Genomic DNA, 26,541 nt, shown 5'->3' with positions numbered 1-26,541 from the left:
TCCGGTCGATCCTGCGGAAGCCTTGCATCGGCCCCGTCCGGCCCATTCATAAGGCCCAAATTGGTGCGGTGCAATCGCTATCTGCGCGATTTTGCAATTTTTCTAATCTGTCGGATATTTAGCTTATAAAATGTGCAATTGCCTCGTTGCCGGGCCCGTCCGCCTGCTCAATCCTGCGACAGTTCGGACAGGCCGCCGTCGAACAGCCTCGAATGTCGGTCGGTGTCGAACGCCGCCTCGGCCGCACGGTCGCCCGGATCATCGCCCGTCGCGGCCGCGAAGATGTCCGGCCGAAAGACGCCGCGCACGATCGCGTCCGTCTCCGGCGTCCGGTGGCTATGGTCCCAGCGCACCATCTGACGGTGAAGCCAGGCGGCGAAGGAGGGGTCGGGCCGGCTCATGCCGGGCTTTGCGAATGTCAGGAAATCGGCGACGGCGCGCCCGCCACTGCTCGCGGTTTCCAGGTTCCCCGATAGGCCCGGCAAAAGATGGGACGAATCGACCCCCACATGGCGCGGGTCGGCCATCAGCCTCGCCAGCTCCCCGTGGTTCCCCGCGGTGTCGCACCAGCGCCCCGCTTCGATCAGGGCGGCGATCAGCCGTTTCAGCACATCCTGCCGCTCGATCAGGAACGGTTCGCTGACGCCCAGCACCTTTTCGGGCGTGCGCGGCGCGATCTCGACCTTCGTCGCGACGATCTCGCCGACCTCGGCCCTGACGGCGATCGTGTTCCAGGGCTCGCCCGCCGAGAACCCGTCAATCTGGCCGCTGGCCAGCGCTTCGGGCAGGAGCGAGGGCGGGACGACGGTGATCTCGATGTCCGCGTCCGGCCGGATGCCGCTGGCCGCGAGCCAGTAGCGCAGGTCGTAATTGTGACCGGAGAACCGATGCACGACCGCGAACCGAAGCGGCCGCCCGTTACGCTCCGCCAGCCTTGCGGTGGCGAAGCGCAAGGCAGCGCCGATCGCGGCCGGCGAGGCGTCGACGGGGGATTCGTCGGCAAGGGCCGCGGCCAGTTCGTTGCCGACCGTGACCGCGTTGCCGCCGGTGTTGAGGACGAGGGGCGCGAAGGTCCGGGCCGTCAGCGGTCCGTGCGACAGGCTCATGGCGATCGGCATCGGCGCCGGCATCTGGGCGCAGTCGAAATGGCCGACGCTCATGCGGTCGCGGATCGCGGCCCAGGAGCGTTCGCGGTGGATCTGCAGATCGACGCCGTGCCGCTCGGCAAAGCCGAAGCGCGCCGCGACGACCAGGACCGCGCTGTCGAGGAGCGGCAGATATCCTGCGTGGACGGCATCCTTCGCCATGGCTTCAAAGGTCTCCCAGGAGGCTTGAGGCACTGATCAGGGATTGCGCCACATCGGCGATGCGCCGGTTTTCGTTCATCGCGCACCGCTGCAGCAGCCGGTAGGCCTCCGGCTCGGAAAGCCCGCGCTTGCGCATCAATATGCCCTTGGCGCGGTCGATCAGCTTGCGCCCGGCCAGTTCCGAGCGCGCCTCGTCGAGTTCGCGGCTGAGACGGTGGAACGCGTTGAAGCGCGACACCGCCATGTCGAGAATCGGCTTGACGCGCTCCTTCTTCAGGCCGTCGACGATGTAGGCGGAGACGCCCGCCTCCACCGCCGCGCTGATCGCTTCGGAATCGGATCGGTCGACGAACATGGCGACCGGCTTCTTCACCGAGCGCGACACCTGGAAGAAATGTTCGAGCTGGTCGCGGTTGGGGTTCTCCAGATCGACGACGATGACATCGGGCTGGAGCGTCTCGATGCGTTTGACGAGGCCGAGAATCTCCCCGACCACCGCCACCTTCTCGTGGCCGGCTTCCCGCAATCCCGCCTCGATGATCGCGGCGCGGACCTTGTTCTCATCGAAAATCAGGATCGAGATTTCGGCACTCATGGCCCTATTGTGCGACGAGGCGGGCGTTTTGCAACGCAATATAAAGCGGCAGCCTGATCGAATTTGCGGCAATGGCGGATCGCGCCGGGTGCCGGGCGATCCGGCTTGCGGACGCGCTCGATCCGCGCCCGGGCCGATGCCGCGGAAATTGCCGGTGGGGCGTTAAGGCCGAAACGCGCTTCCGGCCTTCGGATCATGCATCCTGTTTCGAACGGGCCGACGCTTCGGGCCCGGGCCCGATCAGAACTCTTCCCAATCGTCCTCGACCGGCTTGCGGGCAGCGCCCCCGGAGCCGGTGGTGCGCATCGCCGGAACCGGCGTGTTGAGGCTCGCGGCCCGCGGCGCCGGGGCGTGCCTGATCGGTGTGGACGCCCGCGCCGCGCCGGAGGTCGCCGCAGGAAGCGTGCGCGCCGGCGACGCGGTCACCCGCTCGGCGACGCGCGAGACGCCGAACCGGCCGATGGTCACCGACAGCTGGTCGGTCTCGTTGGACAAGGCGTGAGCGGCCGCGGACGTCTGCTCCACCATTGCGGCGTTCTGCTGGGTGATCTTGTCCATCTGGTCGGCGGCGCCCGACACTTCGCGCAGGGACGTCGCCTGCTCCTGCGCCGACGAGGCGATCGTGGCGATCACGTCGGCCATGGCGCTGACGCCGGCGACGATCTCGTCGAGGGACTTGCCGGATGACGAGACCAGTTCCACCCCGGTTCCGACCTGCTTGCGGGAGGTGGCGATCAGGTCCTTGACCTCCTTCGCCGCCCTTGCCGAGCGCTGCGCGAGCTCGCGGACCTCCTGCGCGACGACGGCGAAACCCTTGCCGGCCTCGCCGGCCCTGGCTGCCTCGACCCCTGCGTTCAGGGCCAGCAGATTGGTCTGGAAGGCGATCGAGTCGATGACGGCGAGAATGTCCTCGATCTTGCGCGACGAGCCCTCGATGACGCCCATGGCCTCGCGGAGGCTGCCGGCGATCCGGCTGCCGTCCTCGGCCTTCTTGAGAGCGGCCACCGCCGTCTGGCTCGCCTTGCCGGTGTTCCGCGCGGTCTCGGCCACCGCCTGGCTCACATCCGACAGGGCGGCCACGGTCTGTTCGATCGAGGCGGCCTGCTGTTCGGTCCGCATCGCCAGATCGTTCGATGCGATCGTGATCTCCGACAGGCCCGAATTGATCGTGCCGACGGAGCCCACCACCTCGCTCATCGCCTCTTCGAGCCGGCTGACGCTTTCGTTGAACTTCGATCGGATCGGTTCGAATTCCGGCGCGACCGCCTGGTTCATGCGCACGGTGAGGTCGCCGGCGGACAGGGTGTTGAAGCTCGTCTCGACGAGTTCAACGAACGCGCGCAGATCGCTCGCCTTGGAATTGTCGAGGTCGCTCTGGTGCTGGCGGGCCTGATCCTGGCTGACGCGGGCGGCCTTCGCCTCCGCCGCCATGCGATCGCGCTCGATGGCCTGATCCTTGAACACCTGGACGGCCGCGGCCATCTGGCCGATCTCGTCGCCATGGTCTTGCGCGGGAACGACGATGCTCTTGTCGCCCGACGCCAGCAGGCGCATGGCCCGCGTCATCGCCACGATCGGCTTGATGATGGTCTTCGACAGGAGAAGGCCGAGCACGACCGCCGCCGCCGCGATGAGCACAAGGCCGACGACCACGGTGGTGCGTGCACTGGAAATGGCCGCGGTCTGGTCGATCCGGGCGTTCGCGATCGCGGTGCGGGAGCGTTCGCGAAGATCGTCGAGGGCGACCTCGATCGGCTCGATGAACTCGTCCGCCTTGCCGGAATTGAAGATCGACAGGGCCCGCGGATAGGTCGAAGTGCTGCGGGCGGCTGCGATCACCGGATCCGCGATCTCGGCCTGCCAGGCGGTCATCGCCGCGTCGACGGCCGGATACGCCTTGGCGAACTCGCTGTCGGGCGTTGCCAGTTCGAGCAGGGTCGCAAGGGCGGCATTGAAGGCCTGATGATGCTCCTTCACCCGGGTCGCGAAATATGCGTCACGCGTGATCATGTAGCCGCGCAGCGAGTTCTCCTGGCGGGCGAGAGAAAAGCGCGCGTCGATCGCCGCTTCCGACAGCGCGATGCGATGGTCCTTCGTCTCCGCGCCCTCCTGGATGCTCTGGGTCGACCAGACGATGGCGCCGCCCATGAGCAGCGCGATGGCCGAAAGGAGCGAGAAGGCCAGGATCAGCTTGGCCGAGATCGTTGTGTTCTTCAGTGTCATGTTTCGGCCATATGTCCTGGGGCGAGGGTGATCGCCATGATCGGGAGCGGGCGCGGGTCAAGGCGACCCGAGCCTGGTTCTGTCGGTACGAAGAGCGGTCGATAGCCGGTCATGCGGTGGCGATCGTTCCGTGCGCGACGGCTGCGCCGGCATTCTGGTCGAGAATGGCCCGATCGACGCCCGGCAGGGCTTCGAAGGCAGGCTTGGCGAAATAATAGCCCTGCATCAGGCGGACGCCCGCCGCCCTCAGCGTCGTTGCTTCGGCGTGGGACTCGATGCCTTCGGCCAACACGGTGATGTTCAGTTCGCGGGCGACGAAGAGCATGGCGGACAGGATCGCCTGGCGCGCGGGCGAGGTGTCGATGTCGCGCACGAGATGCATGTCGATCTTGATCAGATCGGGCTGGAAATCGGCCAGGAGCCCGAGGCCCGCATAGCCTGCTCCGAAATCGTCGAGGGCGGTCAGGAATCCGACGCGCCGATATTCCGCGATGATGTTCTGGAGATGGGCGACATCGACCATGCGCTCGCCCTCGGTGAATTCGAACATGATCGAGGGAAGCGGAAAATCGCTCTTGCGGGCCGCCGCGAGCGTTGCGCGCAGGCAGGCGGCCGGCTCGTAGACGGCGTTGGGCAGGAAATTGATCGACAGATGGGTGCCCTTGTCGGCGAAGAGCCGCGCCGCCAGTTCGATCGCCTTGGTGCGGCAGGCCTGGTCGAACCGGTACTTCTGCTCTTCCTCCACCTTCGACAGGATCGCGTAGGCGCCCTCTCCGGCAAGTCCGCGCACCAGCGCCTCGTAGCCCCAGACACGCTCGTCAACGACGTCGACGATCGGCTGGAAAGCCATCGAGAAGGAAAAGTCGAGCGGTTTGGATGTCTGGCATCCGGGGCATGTACGTGTCGTCATCCTGCGTCCGATGCGGTTGCGTGGTTCCCGTCAAGATACCGAACAACAGTCTTAGAAACCGTAAACATTTGTTTGTATTCAAGCAGATGCTCGAGATTTATTCTTGGTTCGATCTGCTATTTTCTGGTGTGGCACCGGCCGTGGAAGCGACGGCGGCGGTCCGTCCCGGACTCCCGTGAATAGCGCTCCGGCCTTGTGCGCACTTGGATCGGGCAAGCTCGGGGGCGGCGATGGTCCTGCCCCTGAGGCATGCCGCTGGGGAACCGCGACCGGCAAGGGCCGGAGCCGGACGCATGCTCGAAACAATGACCAAAGCGTCACCGCCAGCGTTACGACCAGCGCATGGCTGCGTTGCGATGCAGCCTATGGTGCCTCGAGGCGTCCGGGCTTATCTGAGAAGCGCAACCTGACATAGAGGTTCGTTGCCGCCGGCTCCGGCCGGACGGGCCTCTCCGACATCCAGCAGCAAGGACAACGACCATGGCCAAGACAAACCAGCCCGCACGCCCCCGCAAGCTTCGCTCGGCGCTGATCGGCTTGGTGGACAGCGTGCAGGAAGCGCGCCGCCTGCAGGCCGAGATCCGCCGCAAATATCCGCATCTCGCCCACTGAGGAACGCCGGCGCCGGGCACCGGGGCGGGCTCGCACGAGCCCTGATTGGCCCATGGTCCCTTGCCGGTTCGTGAGCGGCCTTCCCGAGGGTGCCCGGCCATCTGTCCGATGTGGGGCCCCGGTGTGACGGTCCGGATTCTGGCGGGCTTGCCGCATCATGGGCCGGTCAGACCGTACCGAGGCCCTTGGGCAGCGGCTCGAAGCTCCAGCGGCGTTTGAGCCGGAGCGCCAGATTGTGTTCGGTGCGCTTGATATAGGGCACGAAGCCGGCCCGCGTGCAGCCCTTGATCGAGGCGACGTTGTGGACTTCCACGAAGGTCACGATCGAGCGGCAGCCGATGTCGCGCCCGTGCTCGGCGATCCGCGCCATCGCTTCCGGCATGATCCCTTTTCCGCGATAGTGCGGCGGCGTGTAGGCCGCCTCCAGAAGCGCCGTGCCGGAATTGAGAATCGGGAACAGGCCGCGCGGGAAGAACGACTGGATCCTGTCATTGTCCTTTGGCCCGATCAGCCATTGAAAATAGCACGGATGGCCGGTCGCATCGTCGACGGCGACGAAGCATCTGGGAATGCTGGCATCGTGCAGCCGGCGGCGGCCTTCGATCTCCAGCCGTTCCGACCGTGACATCGCATGGGTGGACTCGGGCAGGAGCGCGGTCAGGTCCGAGCCTTGAAACTCGCGCACCGTGATGGGGATCTTCGCCTTGATCGACGGGGACGGCCCCATCAGGTCGCGGCGAAGGCCGACGGCGATCCGGCGCTCATAGGCCAGACTGCCAAGCTTGCGGGCGAGATCGGCATATCGCCGTTCCCTGACCAGTTTGAAACCCATTTCGAACGGGTCCGTCAAAACACCCATGGCGTCATCCTCCGAAGATCGTTGTCCTGTTTGGTCGTCCTTGTCCTGCGCGGCGCGGCCGAGATCGCCGCCGCACGCAACTCGCCATCTCCCGCGTGCCGGCGTCGCCCGGACGCCGCCTGACGGCGTCGGGCGATCGGCCCAGCATCGCGCGGCGCTTGTGCATCCCTCCGGTGTCGCCCGGCGTCGCCCGAGCACCGGATGGCGCCTTTCGCAAAGCCCGATGCTTGAGATCAAACAGAACGCTGGGGCATCGGGCGTCTGAACAGACGCACGACGCTTCAGACCGCCGCCCGTCCCGCCGCATGGCTGCGCTCGCCGAGCAAGGCGTCGAAATAGGCGATCGTGCGCTGCAGCCCTTCCGACAATCCGATCGTCGGCTCCCAGTCCAGCAGCGCGCGTGCCCGTTCGATGACCGGACGGCGCTGCGTGGGGTCGTCCTCGGGCAGGGGGCGGTGGACGATCCGCGCGCGCGACCCGGTCAAAGCGATGATCCGGTGGGCGAGCTCGATCATGGTGAACTCGACGGGATTGCCGAGATTGATCGGGGTTTCGGGGGCCTGCGGCAGGGCCATGAGCTTCAGAAAACCGTCGATGAGATCGGACACGTAGCAGAACGACCGGGTCTGCGTGCCGTCGCCGTAAATCGTGATCTCGCCGTTGGTCAGCGCCTGCACGATGAAATTGGACACCACGCGGCCGTCCTCGATCGCCATGCGGGGCCCGTAGGTGTTGAAGATCCGGGCAAGCCGCGCATCGATGCCGTACTGGCGGACATGATCGAAGAACAGCGTTTCGGCGCAGCGCTTGCCCTCGTCGTAACAGGCCCGCGGACCCCAGGAGTTGGTATGACCCCAATAGGTCTCGGGCTGGGGATGGACGTCCGGGTCGCCGTAGATCTCCGACGTCGAGGCGTGGAAGATCGGCGCATCGTTGGCGCGGGCAATGTCGAGGAGGTTGATCGCGCCGAACACGCTCGTCTTCAGCGTATGCACCGGGTCGCGCTGATAGTGCGGCGGGGAGGCGGGGCAGGCGAGATTGTAGATGGCCGACACCTCGAGGGCGATCGGATCGATCACGTCGTGATCGATGAAGCGAAAGCCGGGATGGTCGAGAAGATGGGCGATGTTGGCCTTCTGCCCGGTGAGGAGATTGTCGAGACAGATGACCGACCGCCCGCGCCCGACGAGCTCGTCGCACAGGTGCGAGCCGAGAAAGCCGGCACCGCCCGTCACCAGGATCGGCGCGAGCGGTGGAACGAGTTGCAGGCGCGAATGGTCCAGCGTGTCGATATCGAGCATGGCAGCGTCTCCGGAAGGGCCGGGCCGTCCGTCACGGACGGCGTCGCCGACAGTCGTCGCGCAGGCGGGCCGCCTTTGTACTTGCCGCAGATCAAGCAGCCCGGCCGTTATGGGAAGTAACGCGAAAAGGCCCGCGCGACCGATCCCAACGGAGTAATCCCGATGCGCCCTTCATCGGCGCAGCTTCGTCACCCCGAATGCGTCGCCGCGCGCAAATTCTTTCCAGATATGGTGTTACGATGACCCTGAGCTCACATCGAGCCTTCGACCGGAACGATCGCTCCGGGTCGGAATCTTGTCGAAGTCCGTTTGGGGGCGTTCGGGGATGAGCCGGGCGCCAAGTTCCGCCAGCGGCACGTCTTCGTGGGGGGTACGCGCATGCCGAGACCCGATGATGGAATGTCGAAGCCTGCCAGGATGCAGGGGCGCAGCCTCGTCGACTGCATCCGGGCCCAGTATCGATCCGACAACGAAGACGCCGCCCGCCTCCAGAACAGCTTCTCGACCGTTCTGAGCGGCCAGGACATTCTCGCGATCTACGACCGGCCGAAGGCGATGTTCGCCATTCGCGAAGGCATCGCGATCCGTTACCGCGAGACCAAGGACGGCATGCGCCATATCCTCGCCTTCCTCCTGCCCGGCGACGTCTGCAATCCCAACCCCTATGCCGTGAGGTCGTTCGACCATGTGGTCTCCGCGATCACCGACGTGGTGGTCGAGCAGATCCCCCTCAGCCAGATCCAGACCCTGTTCGCGAACGACGGCGCCGGTCAGACCGTCCTGTGGGAGCATGTGGAAATGGAGCATGCCGGCATGCTGGCGCGGATCGCCACGCTGGAATGCCACGATGCGCGCCAGCGCGTGGTGCAGATCCTGGGCGATCTGACCTGCCGCTCGCTGGGCGATCGGCGCGACCGGACGAGCCTGCGGCTGCCTTTGACCCAGACCCATCTCGGCGATGCGGCAGGGCTCACCGCCGTCCACGTCAACCGGGTCCTGCGCATGCTGCGCCTCCAGGGCCTGATCGAGACCCAGCGCGGATCCGTCATCGTCCTGAACCCGGACATGTTCTGCCGGCTCGCCCACCAGCCCCAGGCGATCGAGACCATCGCCATTTCCTGACGGTCGCCAGAACCGCCCAGCCGGAACCGCCCAGCCGGAAACGTCCCGCCGCGACGTTGCGACGGGCCGGGCGGGGCAAAGCGCGTGTGCTGTCATCGTTCGTCGGGAGACTGGCCGGGCTCGTTCGCACGGGCGGCGCATGCCGGCGCGCCCTGCCGAGCGGCAGGGCCGTCCGGTCGTTGCGAAGCGGACGCCGGGGGCGTCGCGGGGACGGAACTGGAAACGCCTACCCGTCGAGCGCCGGATAGGCCGGCAATGCGGCCCTGGCGTCGAAGCCGCTGCCCGGCGAGCCGAGGTGGGGGGCGCCTTCGAGGCCGATCTCGCGGATGTGCTTCAGCTTGAAGACGACGGCGCTCGCGGCGAGCGACCCGTCATTGCGCAGAACCGTCGGATCGCTCAGCATGAGATGGGCGGCTTCTCCCGCGGCAAGCCGCGTCGTGCCATTGTAGGAGACGAGGGAGAGCGAGCCCGAAACGACCATGATCAGCCGGTTCTCGAACTGCGAGAAGGTCGGCACGGGCGCGGCCTGGAACGGCTCGATCTCGAGGCGGACGACATCGCCGTCGCTGGAAAGATCGCGGGCCATGTGCTTGAGGACGGCAGGTTCGCCGGCTTTCGTCAGGGTCTCGACGAAGGTCTTGATCGGCGCGCTGTCGGCGTGCGGGCCGACGAGGATCGCATCGGGCGTCTCGACGACGCAGACATCGTCCAGCCCGTAGACGCAGACGATGCGCGATTGCGCCCGCACATAGCTTCCGGAGACGTTTTCCAGCATGGCGTTGCCGGAGACGACATTGCCGCGGGCGTCCTTCTCCCCCTCCTGCCACAGAGCGTGGAACGTGCCGAGATCGCTCCATCCGAACGATGCGGGAACGACGCCGAGGCGGTCGGAACGCTCCATGACCGCCACGTCGATGGGCACGGCCGGCGCGCTCTTGAACGCCGCGCCGAGGGTGACGGACCCCCTCTTGTGGTTTGCCTCGCCGACCGCGTTCTGCGCGACACCCAGTATCTCAGGGGCGAAGCGCCGGAACTCGTCGAGGATCGTGCGGGCCGAGAACATGAACATGCCGCTGTTCCACAGATAGGCGTTGGAGCGGAGATAGGCTTCTGCGGTCGGGAGGTCGGGCTTTTCCACGAAGGCTTCGACCCGCCGCACGATGCCGTGCTCCATCGGACCCACATGGATGTAGCCGAAGCCGGTCTCGGGCCGGGTGGGCGCTATTCCGAACAGGGCGATCGAGCCGGACCGCACGAAGGCGAGCGATCCCGCGACGGCCTCGTAGAGCTCGGCCGGCCGCTTCACCTTGTGATCGCTCGGGGAAACCAGCATCAGCGTGTCCTCCTCGCCGCGTTCGGCCAGCATGAGGGCCGCGCATGCGATCGGTGCGGCGGTCGAGCGGATGGCCGGCTCGAGGACCAGCGTCGGATCGGGCAGGCCGAGGGCCGAGATCGTCTCGATATCCCGCCTGAGGATCGCTTCCTGGCAGGCATTGGCGATGATCATCGGTGCCCCGAAACACGGCGCCGCGTAGCGCAGCAGCGTGTCCTGGAAAAGCGTGTGGTCGCCGCCGAGCGGCTGGAACTGCTTGGGCTCGTTGCGCCGCGACAGCGGCCAGAGGCGCGTGCCGGCGCCGCCCGAAAGGATCACCGGGACGATCGTCGCCATGCCGGCTTCGCGCGCGACGAGTTCTGCGGCCTTGATCACCGCGATGTCGGTCCGTTCGACGGAATGGGCCATGGTGGAAAACCTGCTTTCTCGCAAAGAGCGCTTGTTGACGAAAAACAGAATCGAGGACTGGACGCGAACGGGGGCGGTTCCGGCGGTCCCGATGGCAGGGGCGGGCGCAGGTCAGGGCGCGCCTTGAGCCTTACCTGGCGGCTGCCACCGGAGCCGGCGGGCGCGCCATGGGCGCCCGAAACCGCATCCCCGCCATGGATGTGCCGCGGGCCGGCCCGAGCGGTTCGCCATCGCCGGCGCAATAGGCGACGAGTTCCTGCGCGGCGCAGATGATGTGATAGAGCGAGCTTGCCGGCGCGGGGCCGGGCATGAACGCGCCCTGTTCGTCCATGAGATCGTGCCAGAGGCCGCCGACGGGCGTGTCCAGATAGGAGAGCACCGTGGCCGCAGCGTCCGCCGCATGTCTCTCGGCAAGAGCCGCGTCCTCGCCATGGCCGGCTTCGGCCAGGGCAAGCCAGGCTTTCAGGCGTTCGGTCTGGGGCCAGAGCCGCGCGGTGGCATCGGCGATCGAGCCGTCCTGCCACAGCGCGTTGACCGCGACCCTGCGGGTCCTGTCGACCCCGTTGCTTTCCGTGAACCGGATCATGCGCTCGGCAACGCCCGCGCACGAGGATTGCGACAGCTGCTCCCAGCGCATCAGCAACCAGGCCCATTCGAACTGGTGCCCGGGCTCGACGCGGGATCGGCCGTCCTGCCGTATCGCCCGCCAGTTCTCGTCGAAATCCTCCAGGACGAAACCGGACGTCCGGTCGAAGAGGCGGGTGAGGAACAGATCGACGATGTCGTCGGCGAACTCGCGCCATTCGCACGTGTCGTCGATCTCGACCCACGCCAGCGCCGCTTCCAGGAGATGCATGTGCGGGTTGGCGCGCAGCGGCCGGCGTCGGGCGAGATGATCGACGAAGCCGCCATTGGCGGCGGCGAACCGGCAGCGCAGCCCGCGCAGCAGCTCTTCGGCGCGCAGCGCGATCCGCCGGTCGCCCGTCAGCCGGTAGGCCTTGGCATAGGCCAGAACGAGAAACGCCTGGTCGTAGAGATCGTGGCCGGGATCGAGCACCCTGCCGTCGTGGTCGAGGGTGTGGGCGAGGAACCCTTCCGCCGAGCAATGCCGCAGAAGGAATCGGTAGCCGTGATCGAGGCAGGCGCGCGCCGCCGTTTCGTTCCACCCCATCTCGGCCGCCGTCGCGAAGGCGTAGACCTGGCGCGCGGTGACGCGGACCCTGCGCGGTCCCGGCTCGATCCGGCAGCGGTGGGAGAGGGCCTCCGCAAAGCCGCCCTCGGTGCGATCGATGCCCACCACCGACCAGAGCGGAAGGATGTCCCGGAACAGGCGTTCGCGAAAGGCGGCTGCGACGCCGAGGAGATCGGGGTCGATCGAAAGCGCCGGAAACGGGACCGGACGGAAATCTTGAATGTCGGCGTGATCCATCACGAAACGAATGCCTCCCAAGTGCGGGGTCGATGTCCGTTTCAGGATGGCCGGATCTGGCTTGGCGTCATTGCCCTCGATCAAGCAACCCCCTTGCTCTTGCGGAGTAGCGCGGGCGGGCGTTCGCGCCGCGCCCGTCGGGTGTCTGCCGCCCGCGTTTCGAGGCCAAACGGCGGAGCGCCTTTCGGGCGCCCCGCCATTTGCGTCGCATCGGGAAGGTCGGCGGTTCAGGCCCGACTACATGATCTGGAAATGATCATCGCTCAGCGCCGCGACCGAAAGATCCTCCAGGGTGAGGACATTGTCGCCATAGGCGATCACGACGTCGCCCTCGACGTCGCGGGCACTGGCGATGACGTCCCCGGCGGTCTGGAAGTAGTCGTCCGGGAGTACCACCGTGTCGTGTTCCGGCCCGGATGCCTCGAAGTCGAGGATGCGGTCCTGCCCGGACGCGATCTCGAACACGAAGATGTCCGCACCCGCGCCGCCCGAGATCAGGTCGTTGCCTTCGGCCGCGAAGACGATGTCGCGCCCGGCGCCCGTCGCGATGACATCGGCCCCGCCGGTTCCGTCGAGATCGTCGTCGCCGGCCGTTCCCGTGAGCGTCGGCTGGCCGTCGAACGAGATGCCCGGCAGCTGAACCGGGCCGTCATCGGGGATCTGGGGATCGGCGACGATCGGCGTGCCCGAGGAGCCGGAGGAACCGGGCGATCCGCCCGGATCTGCGACGACCGGGATGGACGCGGTTCCCGTCAGCCAGCTCGCGGTGTCGGGGATGGCGTTCGACAGGGTCGAGCCGTTTCCCTGCCCCGAATCTTCGAGATAGGCGTTCCAGTCGTCGCCGCTCGGAAAATCGCCCCACCGCCAATGGTCGCCATCGTTCATGTAATAGGCGTTGTCGAAGAAGGTGTTGCCCCCGTTCAGCATGCCGTCTTCGTCGAAATCGGCCGCGCCGCCGGTCACGCCGTCGCCGGAACGCGAGACGATGACATTGTCGTGGACCGAATTGCCGATCGTCACATATTCGCCGAGGCGCCCGCCGCCGCGATCCTGCTGGACGAGGGCGATGCCGTTGACGCCGCCCGACATGTCGATGCGGTTGCCGTAGACCTCGGTGTCGCGGGAGTTCTGGATCTGGACCTGCGCGCCCCAGAGCCAGCCGTCGGCGCGCGCCGCGCCGTTGCCGACGAGGGTGTTGTCGCGGATGACCGCATCGTAGGAGATCTCGTGGCTGATGCCGCCGGCTTCGTTGCCCGTGACGAGATTGCCCTCGTAGAGGACGTTGATCGAGTTCTCGTCGGTCCACAGGCCGTAGCCGCTATTGTCGTGGGCGTAGTTGTCGCGCACGACGAGATTGGAGGCTTCGCCGAACTTCGATCCGCCGGCCTCGAAATCCACCTCGATGCCCGACCAGTAGCCGTTCTGCGCGATCTCGTTGCCTTCCACCAGTATGCCGTTGCCGCTCGCGCCGAGGCCCAGCTGGCCGTTGTTGTGGACGAAATTGCCGAGCATCCGGCCATCGTCCTGCACGGTGATGCCGGCGCCGTAATTGAAGCGGACCTCGTTGTTCTCGACCGTCCAGCCTTCTCCGCCCTGGATCGCGCCGCGCTGGACGGGGGAATTGAAGTGTTCGATGACGAAGTTCGAGACCGTGACGTTCGACGCGTCGGACAGGAACGCGGCGGGGCTGACGCCGGCCTCGACCTGCCGGCCTTCGAGGCTCTCGGCAAAGAAGATCTTGTCGGCGGCGTAGTCGAAGTAGAACGCGCCCGCCTCGAGCTCGCCGAGACTGGCGACGGCCTTCAGCGGCTGGCCGTCGACGAAGACGGTTTCGGGGTAACCCGCACGCTCGAAGCCGCTCATGGCGTTTTCGGTCGCAAATCTCTGGCCCTGTTGGGTCTGGCCGGAGACGGAGTAGTAATCCCCATCGGCCTCGATCCCCTCGAGCGGCACCGATCCGTCGAGGGTGGCGCCCTTCTCGCCGAAGAAGCTCTGCCCGTCCTTGGGATCGATCGGGCTGTCGAGCCTGTAGGTTCCCGCCTCGAACCAGAAGGTCGCTCCGGCGGGGGATCTATCTATGACGGCGCGCACGTCCATGTCGGACGTCAGCACGATCGCGTCGCCGGGACGGTTCATGTCCACGGTTCCGAAGATATCGTTCGGTTGAATAGCCAAGCTCCAGCATTCCTTTTCTTGTTGTTGACGGCGGGAAAATGCTGGCAAATCGGGACTGTTTCGAGTCGTCTATTTGTCCGTTTGGGGGAGAAAGAAAGATCGCATTTCAGTATTGACTGATCTCGATCAAATTTTCGAAGTCGAGCCTCTTCAACCGAAAGCTGTCCTGCTCTCTTCCTAAATTATTCGCACTATTCGATGATCGGACGTGACGGAGGCAATCCGTCGTTGGCCGATGATGATCTGGATCAAGGAAAATAAGGCGTGGTTAATCCTTTCACGGCACTGCGATCGCCGGCGGGCTCGGCCGAGGAAGAGTAATCCCGATGACGCGATGACTTTGTTCGAAACACCGCCGCATGATCGCGGCGGGTTCAACGTTCAAGGACAGCCGTCATGGCGATTTCCGCATCCGCCTCGCAACGCATTCTCGTCACCGGGGCCGGTGGCTTCATCGGGCACCATCTCGTCTCGCGCCTCAAGGCCATGGGCCATTTCGTGCGCGGCGCCGACATCAAGATGCCGGAATACGAGGCGTCCGCCGGCGACGAATTCCTGAAGGTCGACCTGAGGGAGCCCGGCAATTGCGCCGCCGCCGTCAAGGGCATGGACCAGGTCTATCACCTGGCCGCCGACATGGGCGGGATCGGCTATATCAGCCAGTCCCATGCGGAGATCACCGTCAACAACACCCTGATGGACGTGCACATGGTCAACGAGGCGAGCCGGGCCGGGGTCGGCCGGTTTCTCTACTCCTCCTCGGCCTGCGTCTATCCCGCCCACCTCCAGCTCCAGCCCGATGTGACGCCGCTGAAGGAGGACGACGCGTTTCCGGCCCAGCCCGAAGAGGGCTACGGGCTCGAGAAGCTCTACACCGAGAAGCTGTGCGAATACGTCACCGAGGATTACGGCATGGAGACGCGCGTCGTGCGCTTCCACAATGTCTACGGCCCACTCGGCACCTATGATGGCGGACGCGAGAAGGCGCCGGCGGCCATTTCCCGGAAAGTCGCGCTCGCACGGGACGGCGGGTCGCTCGACATCTGGGGCGACGGCCGGCAGACGCGCTCCTTCATGTATATCGACGATTGCGTCGAGGGCCTCGTCCGGCTGATGCGGTCCGATTACGGCCTGCCGCTCAATCTGGGAACGGACGAGCTCGTCACCATCGACGAACTGGTCGACATCGTCTGCGAAGCTGCGGGAAAGACGCTGGTCAAGCGCCACGACACGACGAAGCCCCAGGGCGTTCGCGGCCGCAACAGCGACAATTCCCGGCTGCGCGAGGTGCTCGGCTGGGAGCCGACGATCCATCTGCGCGAAGGCATCGTTCCGACCTATGCGTGGATCGCCGGACAGCTCATGGCCGATGCCGCGCCGGGTGCGGTGGCGCAGCCTCGCTCGGCGGTGGCCGCACCCAGCGCCTAGGGCATCGGCTTGAAAATCGAACATCGATGTTCGGAAAGCCCGATGCCTGACACCAGACAGACAGCCAGAGCGTCCTTCCAACCCGAAGCGATTGCAAACCGCCATGTCAGACACTGACTTCACGACGGTGCAGGCCTATGGTGAGCGGGCCGTTCGGCCCATCCGCCGCCTGCGACTGAAACAGCATATCGCACTGGCGCTCGCCGATGGCGTGGCGGGTCTTTCCGCCGCCGCGTTCCTCGTCCTCGCGCAACAGGGCCTCGGGTTTCCCACCGGCACGGGTTCGATCGCCGATTGGGTGCCGTTCGCGGTGCTCTGGGGCCTGTTGCTGGTCATCGTCAACGCCACGTTCGGGCTGTATTCGGCAAGCCGGCTCAGCCCGTTCGACCTCTTCCGCCAGCAGATCCTCGCCGCGGCGATCCTGTCGACCCTCGTCGCCGCGGCGCTCGCACGCGACCTGACGATCTGGACCCTCATGGTCGTGTGGATCGTCATGCTCATCGCGCTGACCGGCTTCGGCACGCTCGCGCGCACGCTCGTCCAGCGGCTTCTCATCCGCCACGACCTGTGGCGCGAGCCGGTCGTCATCATCGGCGAGGAAAGCGAGGGGCGGCGCCTTGCCAGGGCGCTCGACGAGGAGCCCGAACTCGGCTACCGCGCACTCGCCGTGGTGCCGGCCATGACCGCGGCGCAGATCCGCGCCGCGGTCATGGCCGCGTGCGGGCCGGCCGAGCCGGGCGGCGAGACCTTCGCCTGCGCCATTCTCCTGTCCAGCGGCCATGAAGCGGACGATCTGCGCATCGCGGCCGAGCTCGACCTGCCGAGCGTCATGATCCTGCGCGATGCAGGCTCGGTCCAGACCTTGCGCACCCGGAGCCCGTCGATCCTCGGTTCGGGGGGACTCGAACTGCGCCACAGCCTGCTCGTCGCGGACAATCTGCGACTGAAACGGATCTTCGACGTTCTCGTCGCCGTCCCCGCCCTCGTCCTGGCGCTACCGGTCATCGTCCTCGCGGCGCTTGCGGTCTTTGCCTATGACGGACGCAACCCGTTCTACGTCCAGAAGCGGGCCGGCATCCGGGATCGGACCATCAACGTCCTGAAACTGCGCACCATGTATGCCGATGCCGAGGCGCGGCTCGCGCGGCATCTCGCCGACGATCCGGATGCGGCGCGCGAATGGCAGCGGCATTTCAAGCTGAAGAACGATCCGCGCATCCTGCCGGTGATCGGAACGGCGCTGCGCAAGTCGAGCATCGACGAGCTGCCCCAGCTTCTCAATGTCGTCGTCGGAGAGATGAGCCTCGTCGGCCCGCGGCCCTTTCCGCGCTACCATCTCGAAGCGTTCGACCAGGATTTTCGCGCCCTGCGCGCAAGCGTCATGCCCGGGCTCACCGGATACTGGCAAATCAGCCATCGCAGCGATTCGGACCTCGAATCCCAGCGCCGGTCGGATGTCTTCTACATCCGAAACTGGTCCGTCTGGCTCGATCTCTACATCCTCGTCCACACGCTTCCCGTCGTCCTGGCGGCGCGCGGCGCGCGCTGAGACGACCGCTGCGATCGACGCGACCCTTGCGAGGCCCGCGGCTCCCTTGCACCCGATCTGCACGAGACGCGCCGACGCGCGCCAGGTTTCAACACCAAGACAAACAGGGAATTGCTGCCATGCTGAACGTTTGCGTCCTGGGGACCGGCTATGTCGGTCTGGTGACGGGGGCCTGTCTTGCCGATCTCGGCCACGCCGTCACCTGCATCGATATCGATCCGGCGAAGATCGAGGGGCTGGCGCGCGGCGAGATGCCGATCTACGAGCCCGGGCTTGACGAGGTGGTCGCGCGAAACGGCGAGGCGCGCCGCCTGTCGTTCGGCGTCGATCCGTCCGGCGCCTTGGGCGAGCCCGACCTCATCCTCATCGTCGCGGTCGGCACGCCTTCGGGCGAGGATGGGTCCGCCGATCTGCGCGCGCTGTTTTCCGCCGTCGATCAGGCCGCGGGATTGCGCGCGGCGAGCCAGGCGGGCGGCCACCTGACCATCGTCATCAAGTCGACGGTGCCGGTTGGAACCTGCCGCGCCGTCGAGGCGATGGTGGCGCGCCGGCTGAAGCCGGGAAGCTTTTCGATCGTCTCCAATCCGGAATTCCTGCGCGAGGGCTGCGCCATCGAGGATTTCACGAGGCCCGACCGGATCGTCGTGGGAAGCGCCAGCGAGGCGGGGCTCGCGGCGATGCGCGCTTTGTACGCGCCGCTGACGAGCCAGGGCTTTCCGCTCGTCGAGGTCGGCGCGCTCGAAACCTCGGAAATGATCAAATATGCGGCCAACGTCTTCCTGGCCACGCGGATCGGGCTGGTCAACGAATTTGCGCAGATCTGCGAGCGGGTCGGCGCCGATGTCGACGAGCTTTCGCGCGCCGTGGGCGCGGACCGGCGGATCGGCCCGGCGTTCCTGAAGGCCGGCCCCGGTTTCGGCGGCTCCTGTTTTCCCAAGGACCTGCGCGCCCTGACGAGCTTTGCCGCGGACCTTGGCTGCCCGAGCGAGATCGCCGGCGCGGTGATCGCGGCGAACGAGCGCCAGAAGCATGCCATGGCGGCCAAGATCGAGGAGGCCGTCGGCGCGCGGCTGTGCGGCCGGCGGATCGCGCTTCTGGGTCTTGCCTTCAAGGCCGGCACCGACGATGTGCGCGAGGCGCCGGCGCTGTCGATCCTGTCCGACCTGATTGCGGCGGGCGCGAGCGTGACCGCCTACGATCCGGCCGCCGGCGAGCATTTCGCCCGGCTGGTTCCCGGCGTGCGGATCGCCGACCGGATCGACCGGGCGCTCGCCGATGCCGATGCCGTGGTGATCGCGACCGAATGGCCGGAATTCCTGACGATCGACTGGATGGCGGCAAGGCTCCTGATGCGCAGGCCCGTCATCGTCGACCTGCGCAACCATCTGGAGGCCAAGCGCCTGATCGCGCTCGGCTTCACCTATCGCGGGGTCGGGCGCCATGCCAGCCCGCTGCCGGTTTCACTCCCGGCTTACGCGCCGCAGCCCATGGGCGTCCAGGATATTTCGGAACCGCCAAGCAGGGCGCCCGCGCGGCGCGGCCCGGTCGCGGGCGGGCCGATCCGGGTCTTCGATCAGGACGAGGCCCGGCGCGAAGGCGCGGTTCCGGCCGAGTGACGGCCCGATGACGGGTGTCCCGCCGAACCGGCCGGGCACCTTCGAAGCGCCTTCGGCTATGCCCGGCGCCTGCCGCGAGCCTCGAGGGGCCGGCAGGCGTCGTTTCGTTCGGGCGCGCAGACTTGCCGTGCGGCCGGCGGGACGTTCCGGGCGCGCGATGCCGGTCCGGCCGCGGCGGCCATGCGCCGACCGGACCGATGTTCGAAGCATAAAAGACCGTCAGAAATAACGCGGTGTCGCCGGATCGAAAAAGGCGCGTGCGGCTGTTTTCGTCTTATGGGCGAGCCAGCCGGGATTGCGCAGATTGATGAGGGCCCGCATCGCGAACCGCCAGATGGTGCGCTCGCCCGCGAAACCCGGTCCGAAGCGCTTGGCGATCGCGCGCGATTCCAGGCGCGAGCGCTGCTCGTTGACCATGCTGTTGTTGGCTCCGGTGCGCCGGAAGCAGGTGAGGGGTTTGGCGATCCGGACGAAGGGCGTCTTTTCCAGTGCCCGCATGAAGAGTTCGTAATCGCCCGCGTCCCGGTAGGTGATGTCGAACCCGCCGAGTTCCTCGAAGAGGTCGCGCCGGATATAGGTCGACATGTGCATGATCGGGTTCCAGCCCAGCGAGGCGTAGGCACGCGGTGCGATCCATGCGGGCGGTGCGGAAAGGTCGCCGAGGCTTGCGCCCTGTTCGTCGATCCATCGAATGCCGCCCACCGCCCAGCGGGCCTTGCTCGTCTCGAATGCCTTGACGATCTCGGCCACGGCACCGGGCAGCATCACGTCGTCGGCGCCCAGAAATCCGAGAACGTCGCCGCGCGACTGGAACGAACCCTTGTTGATCGCGTCGAAGATGCCCTTGTCCTTGCCCTGGATGAGACGGCATCCGGCCGTCTTCGCGATCGCGATCGTGGCGTCGGTGCTGCCGGGATCGACGACGACGTGATCGATCTCGGCACCAGGGACGGCGTTCTGCTTCACCGAAGCGATGCATTGCGGCAGATATTCGGCCGCGTTGAGGGTCGGGGTAACGATCGTGACGATCATCGGAGGCAACTCCCTGAGGTTTCGTGGGGGGCGAGGCATGCAACGGGTCGGAAAGGGTCCGGTCGCGGGCGCGCCGAGGAGGCGCCCGCCCACCGCCTGCGATGAGCGGGTGGGCGGTCATGCCGGCAGCTCCGCGGCCGGCTCGCTGCGGACGGGCGCACGGCTGCAGCCGGCGGCCGCGCCGCGCCGCTCCGCGATCAGGCGTCTTGCGATGATGGCGATCATCCACGCGGCGCGGACCACCATGGCGAGCGCGCCGGCAAGGCAGGCACCCGCAAGGCCGTAGGCGAGGACGAGCGGATAGACCGGAACGAGGGCGGCGAGGCTCGTCGCGACGTCGCCGATCATCGCGGTCCTTCCATCGCCCGTTCCGTAGAGATAGGCGCAGCTTGCCGCCGCCACATATCCGAACAGGCCGGCGATCGCCATGATGCGCAGGGCCGCCACCGCCTGGGGATCGGGAATGGCTTCGCCATAGACGAGATGGGCGATGAGATCGGGGACGGCGATGATCAGGAGGGTCATCAGGCCGACGATCGGCAGGCCGGCCGCCATGTAGGGCCAGGCCTGCCGCAGCGCGGACCCCGTCCCCTCGGCCTTCGCGCGGGCCGCGGCCTGCGGGATGACGTTCGACAGGCCGATGGTGACCGGGTTCATGACGTTGACGATGTTCATGACCAGCTGGAACACGCCGGCCGCGGCCGGCCCCGAGAGCGCCGCCAGAAGCCAGGGCAGGACGGCTCCCCGCGCGACGAGAAGAATGTTGGAGCCGAGCGACCAGCGCCCGAGCGACCAGAAGTCCCGCAGGGTCCGCGCGATGGGGGCGGGCGTCGCCCCGGCAAGGCCGAGCTGCGCCACCTGCACGCAAGCGCCGAGGAGCGAGGTGAAGGAGATCGCGTAGAGCGCCATGGCGAGATCGAGCGGCGTCACCTGCATCAGGGCGAACAGCACCGCCAACTGTCCGAGAAAGCTGATCGCGTCGCCGACGATCGCGTCGCGGTGGCGAAAGGCCGACAGGAGGCCGCGCCGCGTCGCCTCCTGGAGCTGGCCGGCGAAGAACACGCACGTGGCGGGCACAAGCAGCGCCGGATCGACGAAGCGCCAGATCACGAGCCCCAGAAGGACCGCGAGCCCCGCGCAGAACACCAGCGTCAGCAACAGCGTCGAAAGGACCAGCCCGGCGCGCTCGCGCGCGCCCATGACGGTCGCGTGCACCGTCATCGGATAGAAGATGAGCGACCCGGTGCCCGCGTTCATCAGGCCGAGAACGCCCAGGAACAGGGCGTAGTGCCCGTAGGCATCGAGCGAGATGTGGCGGGCGAGGACGATGCCGAGGAGAAAGGTGCCGATGCTCAGGATCGCCTGGTCGATCAGCGTCCAGGTGGCACGCGGAACGGGCAGACGCAGCCTGTCGAGCCGTCTCGAAGCCATGGCGGGTCGATCGTCGCGGGCCATCATCGGGTCTCCAGGCGCGTATAGACCATGACGCTGCCGATCCCGGCGCCGAACACGACCCAGAAGACGACGCCGATCATCGGCCCCTCGAGCGCCACGTCGAAGCTGGCATTGATGAAGGCGGCGAGGAGGTAGCAGGTGAGGAAGATGAAGAGGTTGGACCAGTCCCGGTCGCCGGCGAGCCGTGCCTTGGCCACATGCCACAGCAGGGTCGAGAACCAGGTGGCGAGGATGGCGATCCACAGCACCATGCCGGGAACGCCGGCGCGCGCCAGGATCGTCATGTTGCCGTTGTGGGGACTTCGCAGCGGCTGGCCCTCGAGCGAGGGCGCTGCGTACCCGTCGTCGAACGCCAGATTGATCCCGAAGCCCTTTCCGGTCCAGAAATATTCGCCGAAAAGGGTGTAGTCGACGATCTGCTGCCACCAGCCGATCCGCCATTCCTTCGTATCGTCGAGCCCCTTGTCGCCGGACGAGCCGGCGATGCTGACCACATTGTCGACGATCTGGCCGACATCGATGGTGCGCTGGATCCCCGGAAGCTGGATCTGCAGCCCGCCGACATAGAAGAGGGCGAGGAGGGGCGCGATGACGGCGCCCGCCAGGAGGAACGGCCTGATCCGGCCGGACAGGACGATGGCGAGCGCCAGCGGAATGGCGATCGACACCAGGCCGCCGCGGCTGAGCGAGGCGACGAAGGCGATGTCGACGACAAGAACGATGGTCCACAGGACGGACGAGCGCTTGAAGGCGAGCAGTGCGAACACGGCGGTCGCGCACAGGTGCACCGCCACCTCGCCGCCGCGCACCTGCAGGATGGGCGTGAGCGACACCGGCCATCTCGGCATGCTCTCGCCGAGCACCGTCTGCAGCAGATAGATGGGGATGACGACGAGCGCATTGATCGAGAAGAAGATCGTCGCCCAGCCGAGCGCGTCGCGGATGCGCTCGGGCCGCTCGAGGATGAGATTGGCGACGACGATCGCGAAGAGCCCGTAGACGAGGATCACCGCGTCCCGCATGGCATCGATGCCGTACTGGCCGATATAGGGAACGGTGCGGATGAGGGTCCAGGCGATGCCGGCCAGCACGAGAACCAGCGCCGGGCTCGACAGGATCGCCCCGGACGGGCGCGGCCATACGAACGTCAGGAGACCGAGGGCGAGAAGCACTTCGGCGGGAAAGATCGGCGGCAGCCCCGCATAGGCAAAGCCCTTGCCGAAGATCGCATAGCCCGCGACCGCCAGAAGCAGGGTCGCGAAATACCAGTCGTGCCAACGGATGGCCGCGTCGCCCCGTCGAACGCGCACCGGCTGCGTTCCGTATGCGGCGGGGCGTGTGGCATCGACGAGGTCGGACATCAGGCGGCCCCGGCCTCCGCGCCATGGGCGATGGCGGCGCGCGCGGGACGCAGATGGCGGTTCTGGAAATAGAGCGTATCGGCCGGCCCGTAGGCGTCGTGGCTCTTCGTCTCGACCTCGGTGAAGGCGAAGGCGATGGCGCGGGGAGGATGTGCCATGGCGGCCAGCTGTTCGACGGCGGTCCCGAGCGAGGCCCGCGTCGTGCTTCGCCAGGCGACGGAGAGGATGAAGAGATCGGCGACGCGCGCCAGCACCATCGCGCGGCCGTCGAGAAGAAGGGCGGGGGCTTCGACGAGGACGAGATCGAACTGGTCGACACAGCCGTTCAGCCAGGCGATGAACTGGTCCTGACCCTCGAAGACCGGCGTCTGGTCGTCCAGCTGGCGTTGGTAGGCGTGCATGGCGAGGTGGCCGCCCTTCGAGCGTTCCGCGACCGCCGTGACCCTGAGACCGCGGGACATCTCGCCGTTCCAGGACCGCCACCGGGTGCTGAGCGCGGCGCGCTCGTCCTTCGGCGAGGATTCCACCACCACGACCCGGCGACCGGCGTCGGCGATGATGGCGGCCATGTCGTGGATCAGCGCCGTCTTGCCCTCGCCGGCAAGGGCGGAGCCGACGACGACGATCCGCTTGTCGCCGACCTGTTCGGTAAGCCCAAGGCGGGCGACCATGGTCTGGAGGGCCGCGTTGCGCACCCTTGCCGAGTGGCCCGCCTGCTTCTTCGTCTTGCTCAGGGCGGGAATGACACCGACGCAGGGCAGGCCGAGACCGTCTTGCGCAGGTCCGACTTCCGCATAGCCCGCGTCGCGGCTTTCCAGGAGAAAGATCGAGCCGAGGGCGACGAAGACGCCGCCGAAGACGCCGATGACGCCCGCGCTCAACAGGCGGAGCGACACCGGTTCGGCCATCGGTTCGGCCGGGCTGACGAGAGTAGCGGCGACGGGCTTGAAGTCGCCGATCGCCTGGGCCTGCCGCAGGCTCGCGCGCAACAGATCCCGCTCGGTGATCGCGGTCTGCCAGGATGCCTGGAGCGCGAGCGCCCGCTGCAGGTCCGTGCTGTCGGTGACGACGCGGCGCTGCATCTTCGCCACTTCGCCGAGAAGCGCGGTCTCGTCCCGGCGCGCGCTGGACAGATCGGTGCGCGCCAGCGCGACCGCCTGCTTCACCGTCTCGTTCCGGCGCGCCTCCAGCGCGTCGAGCGCCGAACGGGCCTGCCGGTAGCGGGGGTGGAGGGTTCCGAGCGTCGCCCCGAGCGAGGCGAGATCGCGCGCCGCCGTCATCTCGGCGTCGACGGCCCGCCGCGCGCTTTCGGCGCCTTCGAGATCGGCAAGCAGCGGCATCCTGCCGGCCGCCGCGGCTTCGGCAAGCCGGTCGAGGCGCAGCTGCTTGTCGCGCAGGCTCGCCTGCCTTGCCGACAATTGTTCCAGAAGGGCGCGCATCTGTTGGTCGGCCGCCGACGGGCTGCCGGCCGTCGAGACGACGATGCCCGACGTCTCGGCGAAGGCCTGCAGCGTCCGGCCCGCTTCCTCGGTGGTGCGCTCGGCCTCGGCCACCTGGTCGGCGAGCCACAGACTTCGCGTGCGCGAGGCGGTGACGCCTTCGTCGGCGCGATTGGCGAGATAGGCATCGGCGAACGCGTTGGCGATGGTGGCCGCGACCTCCGGGTCGCCCGCCTCGTAGCGCACGGTGATCAGATAGGATTTGCCGTCGTTGAGCACTTCGAGCGGCTTTTCGAGGGCGACAACCGGATCCTGGCCGAGCCTGGATCGCGATCTCGCGAACATGTTGGCGACCGCGTTGGCGTCCAGCACCCGGCGGGCGATCGCCCGCGAGGCGAGGATCTCGGTCTCGCCCTTGACCAGCGCCGCGGCGTCGAGCGCGATCGAGGGTCCGCCGGCGCCCGCGCCCGGAACGCTCTCCGGGGCGGTCTCGCCGAAGCCGAGCTGGATGAGGGCACTGGCCGTATAGCGCTTGGGCAGGATGAGGCCGGCGAGGATCGCAAGGGCCAGGACGCCGGCGAGGATGGAGACGAACATCAGGCGCCGGCGATAGAGCGTGCGCAGGAGCTTGAGCAGGGACAGATCGTAGCTTCGGCGCAGGTCCCGCTCCAGCGGGACGGTTCGCGAAGCATTCGTCAGGCGTGGGACGCTCATGCCGGGTCTCCCGAAGGTCCGGGGCGCGGCGCGAGAACGAGCGGGGACGTCGGCGGGGGCGTCCGGTTCGGCTTTGCTCGCGTCACGGGCTGACCTTCATCATGGTTGAGATCGAAGAACGCGCACGGTTTCGCGCCTTTCCGCCATCATCATCAGCGGGCGCGGGAATTCATCCGATGATGAGAGGTAGCCCGACTGACCAGCTGCGGGACCGCCTGCGCCGCGATGGGGCGGGCTCCGTGAACCGGCCGGGCGGAAAAGGCGGCGGACGCCTGCAGAACCGGACGGCCGGCGTCCGAAACACAGGGGGTTAATCCCGAATAGCGCACCTGCGAGTGCCACGGAAATGCCAGATTGGACGCAGGCACCGCTGCAGGACAGTGAAGGACTCATCGCAGCACCGGGGAGTTTTTTCGCACCATGGACGTCCAGTCGAATTGGTTCATCGCGGACGAGGACGGGGTCCTTGCGGACGGCACGCGTCCACGCCTGCACAAGGCGATCCGGTCCTGCGCCCTGACGAGCGCGGTGGTCGAGGATCCCTGCCTCATCGCCGACGAATGGAGGCAGCTTTCGAGCGAAGGCTGCGGGCTCACATTTTATCAGAGCGAGCGCTGGTGCCGAAGCTGGCTTGCCGGGTGCCGGGCCTCCGGCGTTCGCGAGGCGGCGCGCATCGTGACGGTGCGCGAGGCGGGACGTCTGGTTCTCGTCTGGCCCCTCGTCCTGTGGCATGTGGGGCCGGCCCGCATCCTGCGACCGCTCGGAGCGCCGGCCACCCAATATGCCGACGTGCTGATCGATCCGGCGACGAATGTCGACGCGGCGCTCCAGCTTGCGGTCCAGGCGATTTCGGCAATGCCCGGCATCGACGCCGTCCTCCTGAAGGGGGTGCGCGCCGATTCCGCCCTTGCCCGGCATCGCTTTCCCGCGCACCTCTCCCTGCGGATCAAGCCGCGCGACGAAGCGCCCTGTCTCCGCCTTCCGTCCGCCGCGCCCGGCGAGGCGCGCCCGCCGCTGAGGAGCGGCAAGTCGCTGAACGCCCTCAGGCGCCATGAGCGGCGTCTGGCCGAGCACGGCGCGCTGACCTACGAAAGCGTCGAGGGTGCCGCCCAGGTCCCGGCCCTGAAGGCGAGCCTTGCGCTCAAGGCGAAATGGCTGAAGGCGCGCGATACGATCAGCGCCGGCTATCTTCATCCCGCCAATGCGGCGGTGCTTCTCTCGCTCGCCGAAGATGGCGGGTTCAGGATGTTCCGCCTCCTCGTCGGCGGCGAGCTGTGCGCGAGCGAATTCGGCATCCTGCACCGGGGGCGCTATATCTCGATGGTCCAGACCTATGACGAGCGGTTCTCCACCCATTCGCCGGGCCGCCTGCTCCTCCTCCACATCTTCCAGAGCGAAGCGGCCGATATCACCCTGTTCGACTTCATGCCGCCGGACGCGGCGCACAAGGCGGAATGGGCGAACGGAACGGTGGCGATCTTCGACTATGCCTTTGCGATCACGCCGCTGGGGCGCCTCGCGCTCGCTTATCTCGGCAGGGTCCGCCCCTTTCTCGTGCGGTGCTTCCTGGCGCTTCCTGGGCCCGTGCGCGACAGGATCGGGCAGCTTTCGATGGTCCGGAACGGCTGAGCGTTTCGCTCGCATCGCGCGATCTGCATCCGGTCGAAGATCGC

Annotated in this window: 19 protein-coding genes; 6 read left to right on the top strand and 13 right to left on the bottom strand. The window is 67.1% G+C overall.

Going from position 1 to position 26,541, the window contains the following annotated elements:
• Positions 1-167: 167 nt before the first annotated feature.
• From U0C82_RS06575 to U0C82_RS06560, 4 genes are all read right to left on the bottom strand, one after another.
• A complete protein-coding gene (locus U0C82_RS06575; protein ID WP_322186281.1) occupies positions 168-1,307 on the bottom strand; it encodes a CmpA/NrtA family ABC transporter substrate-binding protein in 1,140 nt (379 codons plus the stop codon).
• A 4-nt stretch (positions 1,308-1,311) separates the two neighbouring features.
• Positions 1,312-1,902, bottom strand: coding sequence for an ANTAR domain-containing response regulator (locus U0C82_RS06570; protein ID WP_322186280.1), 591 nt, complete (start codon positions 1,900-1,902; stop codon positions 1,312-1,314).
• A gap of 240 nt (positions 1,903-2,142) precedes the next feature.
• Positions 2,143-4,125 carry a methyl-accepting chemotaxis protein gene (locus U0C82_RS06565; RefSeq protein ID WP_322186279.1) on the bottom strand — a complete coding sequence of 661 codons (1,983 nt, stop codon included), beginning with the start codon at positions 4,123-4,125 and terminating at the stop codon, positions 2,143-2,145.
• A 109-nt stretch (positions 4,126-4,234) separates the two neighbouring features.
• Positions 4,235-5,035: an EAL domain-containing protein gene (locus U0C82_RS06560; RefSeq protein ID WP_322186278.1), complete on the bottom strand. Its 801-nt coding sequence runs from the start codon at positions 5,033-5,035 to the stop codon at positions 4,235-4,237.
• A gap of 480 nt (positions 5,036-5,515) precedes the next feature.
• On the opposite strand from U0C82_RS06560, the gene U0C82_RS06555 reads away from it, so the two are divergent.
• Positions 5,516-5,647, top strand: coding sequence for a hypothetical protein (locus U0C82_RS06555; protein WP_322186277.1), 132 nt, complete (start codon positions 5,516-5,518; stop codon positions 5,645-5,647).
• Positions 5,648-5,813: 166 nt separating this feature from the next.
• Here the strand turns inward: U0C82_RS06555 and U0C82_RS06550 are convergent, their stop codons facing one another.
• Complete coding sequence (locus U0C82_RS06550; protein ID WP_322186276.1) at positions 5,814-6,506, bottom strand: GNAT family N-acetyltransferase; 693 nt, start codon at positions 6,504-6,506, stop codon at positions 5,814-5,816.
• Between the two features lie 281 nt (positions 6,507-6,787).
• On the bottom strand, positions 6,788-7,807 hold the full coding sequence (locus U0C82_RS06545) for a UDP-glucuronic acid decarboxylase family protein (RefSeq protein WP_322186275.1): 1,020 nt from the start codon (positions 7,805-7,807) through the stop codon (positions 6,788-6,790).
• Positions 7,808-8,206: 399 nt separating this feature from the next.
• Here U0C82_RS06545 and U0C82_RS06540 point away from each other — a divergent pair, with 399 nt between their 5' ends.
• Entirely contained in the window at positions 8,207-8,929 is a 723-nt protein-coding gene (locus tag U0C82_RS06540) for a Crp/Fnr family transcriptional regulator (RefSeq protein WP_322186274.1), read from the top strand.
• Between the two features lie 226 nt (positions 8,930-9,155).
• On the opposite strand, the gene U0C82_RS06535 is transcribed toward U0C82_RS06540, so the two are convergent.
• The 3 genes from U0C82_RS06535 to U0C82_RS06525 form a co-directional block, all read right to left on the bottom strand.
• On the bottom strand, positions 9,156-10,670 hold the full coding sequence (locus U0C82_RS06535; protein ID WP_322186273.1) for a mannose-1-phosphate guanylyltransferase: 1,515 nt from the start codon (positions 10,668-10,670) through the stop codon (positions 9,156-9,158).
• A 130-nt stretch (positions 10,671-10,800) separates the two neighbouring features.
• Positions 10,801-12,183, bottom strand: a complete 1,383-nt coding sequence (locus U0C82_RS06530; RefSeq protein WP_322186272.1) for an AGE family epimerase/isomerase — start codon at positions 12,181-12,183, stop codon at positions 10,801-10,803.
• A gap of 153 nt (positions 12,184-12,336) precedes the next feature.
• Complete coding sequence (locus tag U0C82_RS06525) at positions 12,337-14,274, bottom strand: right-handed parallel beta-helix repeat-containing protein (protein WP_322186271.1); 1,938 nt, start codon at positions 14,272-14,274, stop codon at positions 12,337-12,339.
• Between the two features lie 396 nt (positions 14,275-14,670).
• Between U0C82_RS06525 and U0C82_RS06520 the strand changes: the two genes are divergently transcribed.
• The 3 genes from U0C82_RS06520 (at position 14,671) to U0C82_RS06510 (ending at position 18,867) form a co-directional block, all read left to right on the top strand.
• Positions 14,671-15,702, top strand: a complete 1,032-nt coding sequence (locus U0C82_RS06520; protein ID WP_322186270.1) for an NAD-dependent epimerase/dehydratase family protein — start codon at positions 14,671-14,673, stop codon at positions 15,700-15,702.
• Between the two features lie 103 nt (positions 15,703-15,805).
• Positions 15,806-17,251 (top strand): exopolysaccharide biosynthesis polyprenyl glycosylphosphotransferase, encoded by a 1,446-nt coding sequence (locus U0C82_RS06515; protein WP_322186269.1) that lies wholly within the window; start codon positions 15,806-15,808, stop codon positions 17,249-17,251.
• Between the two features lie 119 nt (positions 17,252-17,370).
• On the top strand, positions 17,371-18,867 hold the full coding sequence (locus U0C82_RS06510; protein WP_322186268.1) for a UDP-glucose dehydrogenase family protein: 1,497 nt from the start codon (positions 17,371-17,373) through the stop codon (positions 18,865-18,867).
• A 219-nt stretch (positions 18,868-19,086) separates the two neighbouring features.
• Here the strand turns inward: U0C82_RS06510 and U0C82_RS06505 are convergent, their stop codons facing one another.
• From U0C82_RS06505 to U0C82_RS06490, 4 genes are all read right to left on the bottom strand, one after another.
• Positions 19,087-19,899 carry a glycosyltransferase family 2 protein gene (locus U0C82_RS06505; protein WP_322186267.1) on the bottom strand — a complete coding sequence of 271 codons (813 nt, stop codon included), beginning with the start codon at positions 19,897-19,899 and terminating at the stop codon, positions 19,087-19,089.
• 117 nt (positions 19,900-20,016) lie between these two features.
• Positions 20,017-21,330: a lipopolysaccharide biosynthesis protein gene (locus U0C82_RS06500; RefSeq protein WP_322186266.1), complete on the bottom strand. Its 1,314-nt coding sequence runs from the start codon at positions 21,328-21,330 to the stop codon at positions 20,017-20,019.
• A 23-nt stretch (positions 21,331-21,353) separates the two neighbouring features.
• Entirely contained in the window at positions 21,354-22,715 is a 1,362-nt protein-coding gene (locus U0C82_RS06495; protein WP_322186265.1) for an O-antigen ligase family protein, read from the bottom strand.
• Complete coding sequence (locus U0C82_RS06490; protein ID WP_322186264.1) at positions 22,715-24,868, bottom strand: GumC family protein; 2,154 nt, start codon at positions 24,866-24,868, stop codon at positions 22,715-22,717. The genes U0C82_RS06495 and U0C82_RS06490 overlap by 1 nt, the downstream gene beginning before the upstream one ends.
• 420 nt (positions 24,869-25,288) lie before the next feature.
• Here U0C82_RS06490 and U0C82_RS06485 point away from each other — a divergent pair, with 420 nt between their 5' ends.
• Positions 25,289-26,497 (top strand): GNAT family N-acetyltransferase, encoded by a 1,209-nt coding sequence (locus U0C82_RS06485; RefSeq protein ID WP_322186263.1) that lies wholly within the window; start codon positions 25,289-25,291, stop codon positions 26,495-26,497.
• Positions 26,498-26,541: the final 44 nt, after the last annotated feature.

The organism is Fulvimarina uroteuthidis, assembly GCF_034321785.1.
GTDB classification, from domain to species: domain Bacteria; phylum Pseudomonadota; class Alphaproteobacteria; order Rhizobiales; family Rhizobiaceae; genus Fulvimarina; species Fulvimarina uroteuthidis.
The sequence above is the reverse complement of the archived record's forward strand: the minus strand, read 5'-3'. Positions and strand labels throughout refer to the sequence as shown.

Excerpts from the sequence above, each read along its gene's own strand:
- U0C82_RS06555 (WP_322186277.1), top strand. The coding sequence starts at position 5,516 with ATGGCCAAGACAAACCAGCCCGCACGCCCCCGCAAGCTTCGCTCGGCG.
- U0C82_RS06545 (WP_322186275.1), bottom strand. The coding sequence starts at position 7,807 with ATGCTCGATATCGACACGCTGGACCATTCGCGCCTGCAACTCGTTCCA.
- U0C82_RS06535 (WP_322186273.1), bottom strand. The coding sequence starts at position 10,670 with ATGGCCCATTCCGTCGAACGGACCGACATCGCGGTGATCAAGGCCGCA.
- U0C82_RS06510 (WP_322186268.1), top strand. The coding sequence starts at position 17,371 with ATGCTGAACGTTTGCGTCCTGGGGACCGGCTATGTCGGTCTGGTGACG.
- U0C82_RS06540 (WP_322186274.1), top strand. The coding sequence starts at position 8,207 with ATGTCGAAGCCTGCCAGGATGCAGGGGCGCAGCCTCGTCGACTGCATC.
- U0C82_RS06500 (WP_322186266.1), bottom strand. The coding sequence starts at position 21,330 with ATGGCTTCGAGACGGCTCGACAGGCTGCGTCTGCCCGTTCCGCGTGCC.
- U0C82_RS06495 (WP_322186265.1), bottom strand. The coding sequence starts at position 22,715 with ATGTCCGACCTCGTCGATGCCACACGCCCCGCCGCATACGGAACGCAG.
- U0C82_RS06560 (WP_322186278.1), bottom strand. The coding sequence starts at position 5,035 with ATGACGACACGTACATGCCCCGGATGCCAGACATCCAAACCGCTCGAC.
- U0C82_RS06485 (WP_322186263.1), top strand. The coding sequence starts at position 25,289 with ATGGACGTCCAGTCGAATTGGTTCATCGCGGACGAGGACGGGGTCCTT.
- U0C82_RS06505 (WP_322186267.1), bottom strand. The coding sequence starts at position 19,899 with ATGATCGTCACGATCGTTACCCCGACCCTCAACGCGGCCGAATATCTG.
- U0C82_RS06575 (WP_322186281.1), bottom strand. The coding sequence starts at position 1,307 with ATGGCGAAGGATGCCGTCCACGCAGGATATCTGCCGCTCCTCGACAGC.
- U0C82_RS06550 (WP_322186276.1), bottom strand. The coding sequence starts at position 6,506 with ATGGGTGTTTTGACGGACCCGTTCGAAATGGGTTTCAAACTGGTCAGG.
- U0C82_RS06490 (WP_322186264.1), bottom strand. The coding sequence starts at position 24,868 with ATGAGCGTCCCACGCCTGACGAATGCTTCGCGAACCGTCCCGCTGGAG.
- U0C82_RS06520 (WP_322186270.1), top strand. The coding sequence starts at position 14,671 with ATGGCGATTTCCGCATCCGCCTCGCAACGCATTCTCGTCACCGGGGCC.
- U0C82_RS06570 (WP_322186280.1), bottom strand. The coding sequence starts at position 1,902 with ATGAGTGCCGAAATCTCGATCCTGATTTTCGATGAGAACAAGGTCCGC.
- U0C82_RS06565 (WP_322186279.1), bottom strand. The coding sequence starts at position 4,125 with ATGACACTGAAGAACACAACGATCTCGGCCAAGCTGATCCTGGCCTTC.
- U0C82_RS06515 (WP_322186269.1), top strand. The coding sequence starts at position 15,806 with ATGTCAGACACTGACTTCACGACGGTGCAGGCCTATGGTGAGCGGGCC.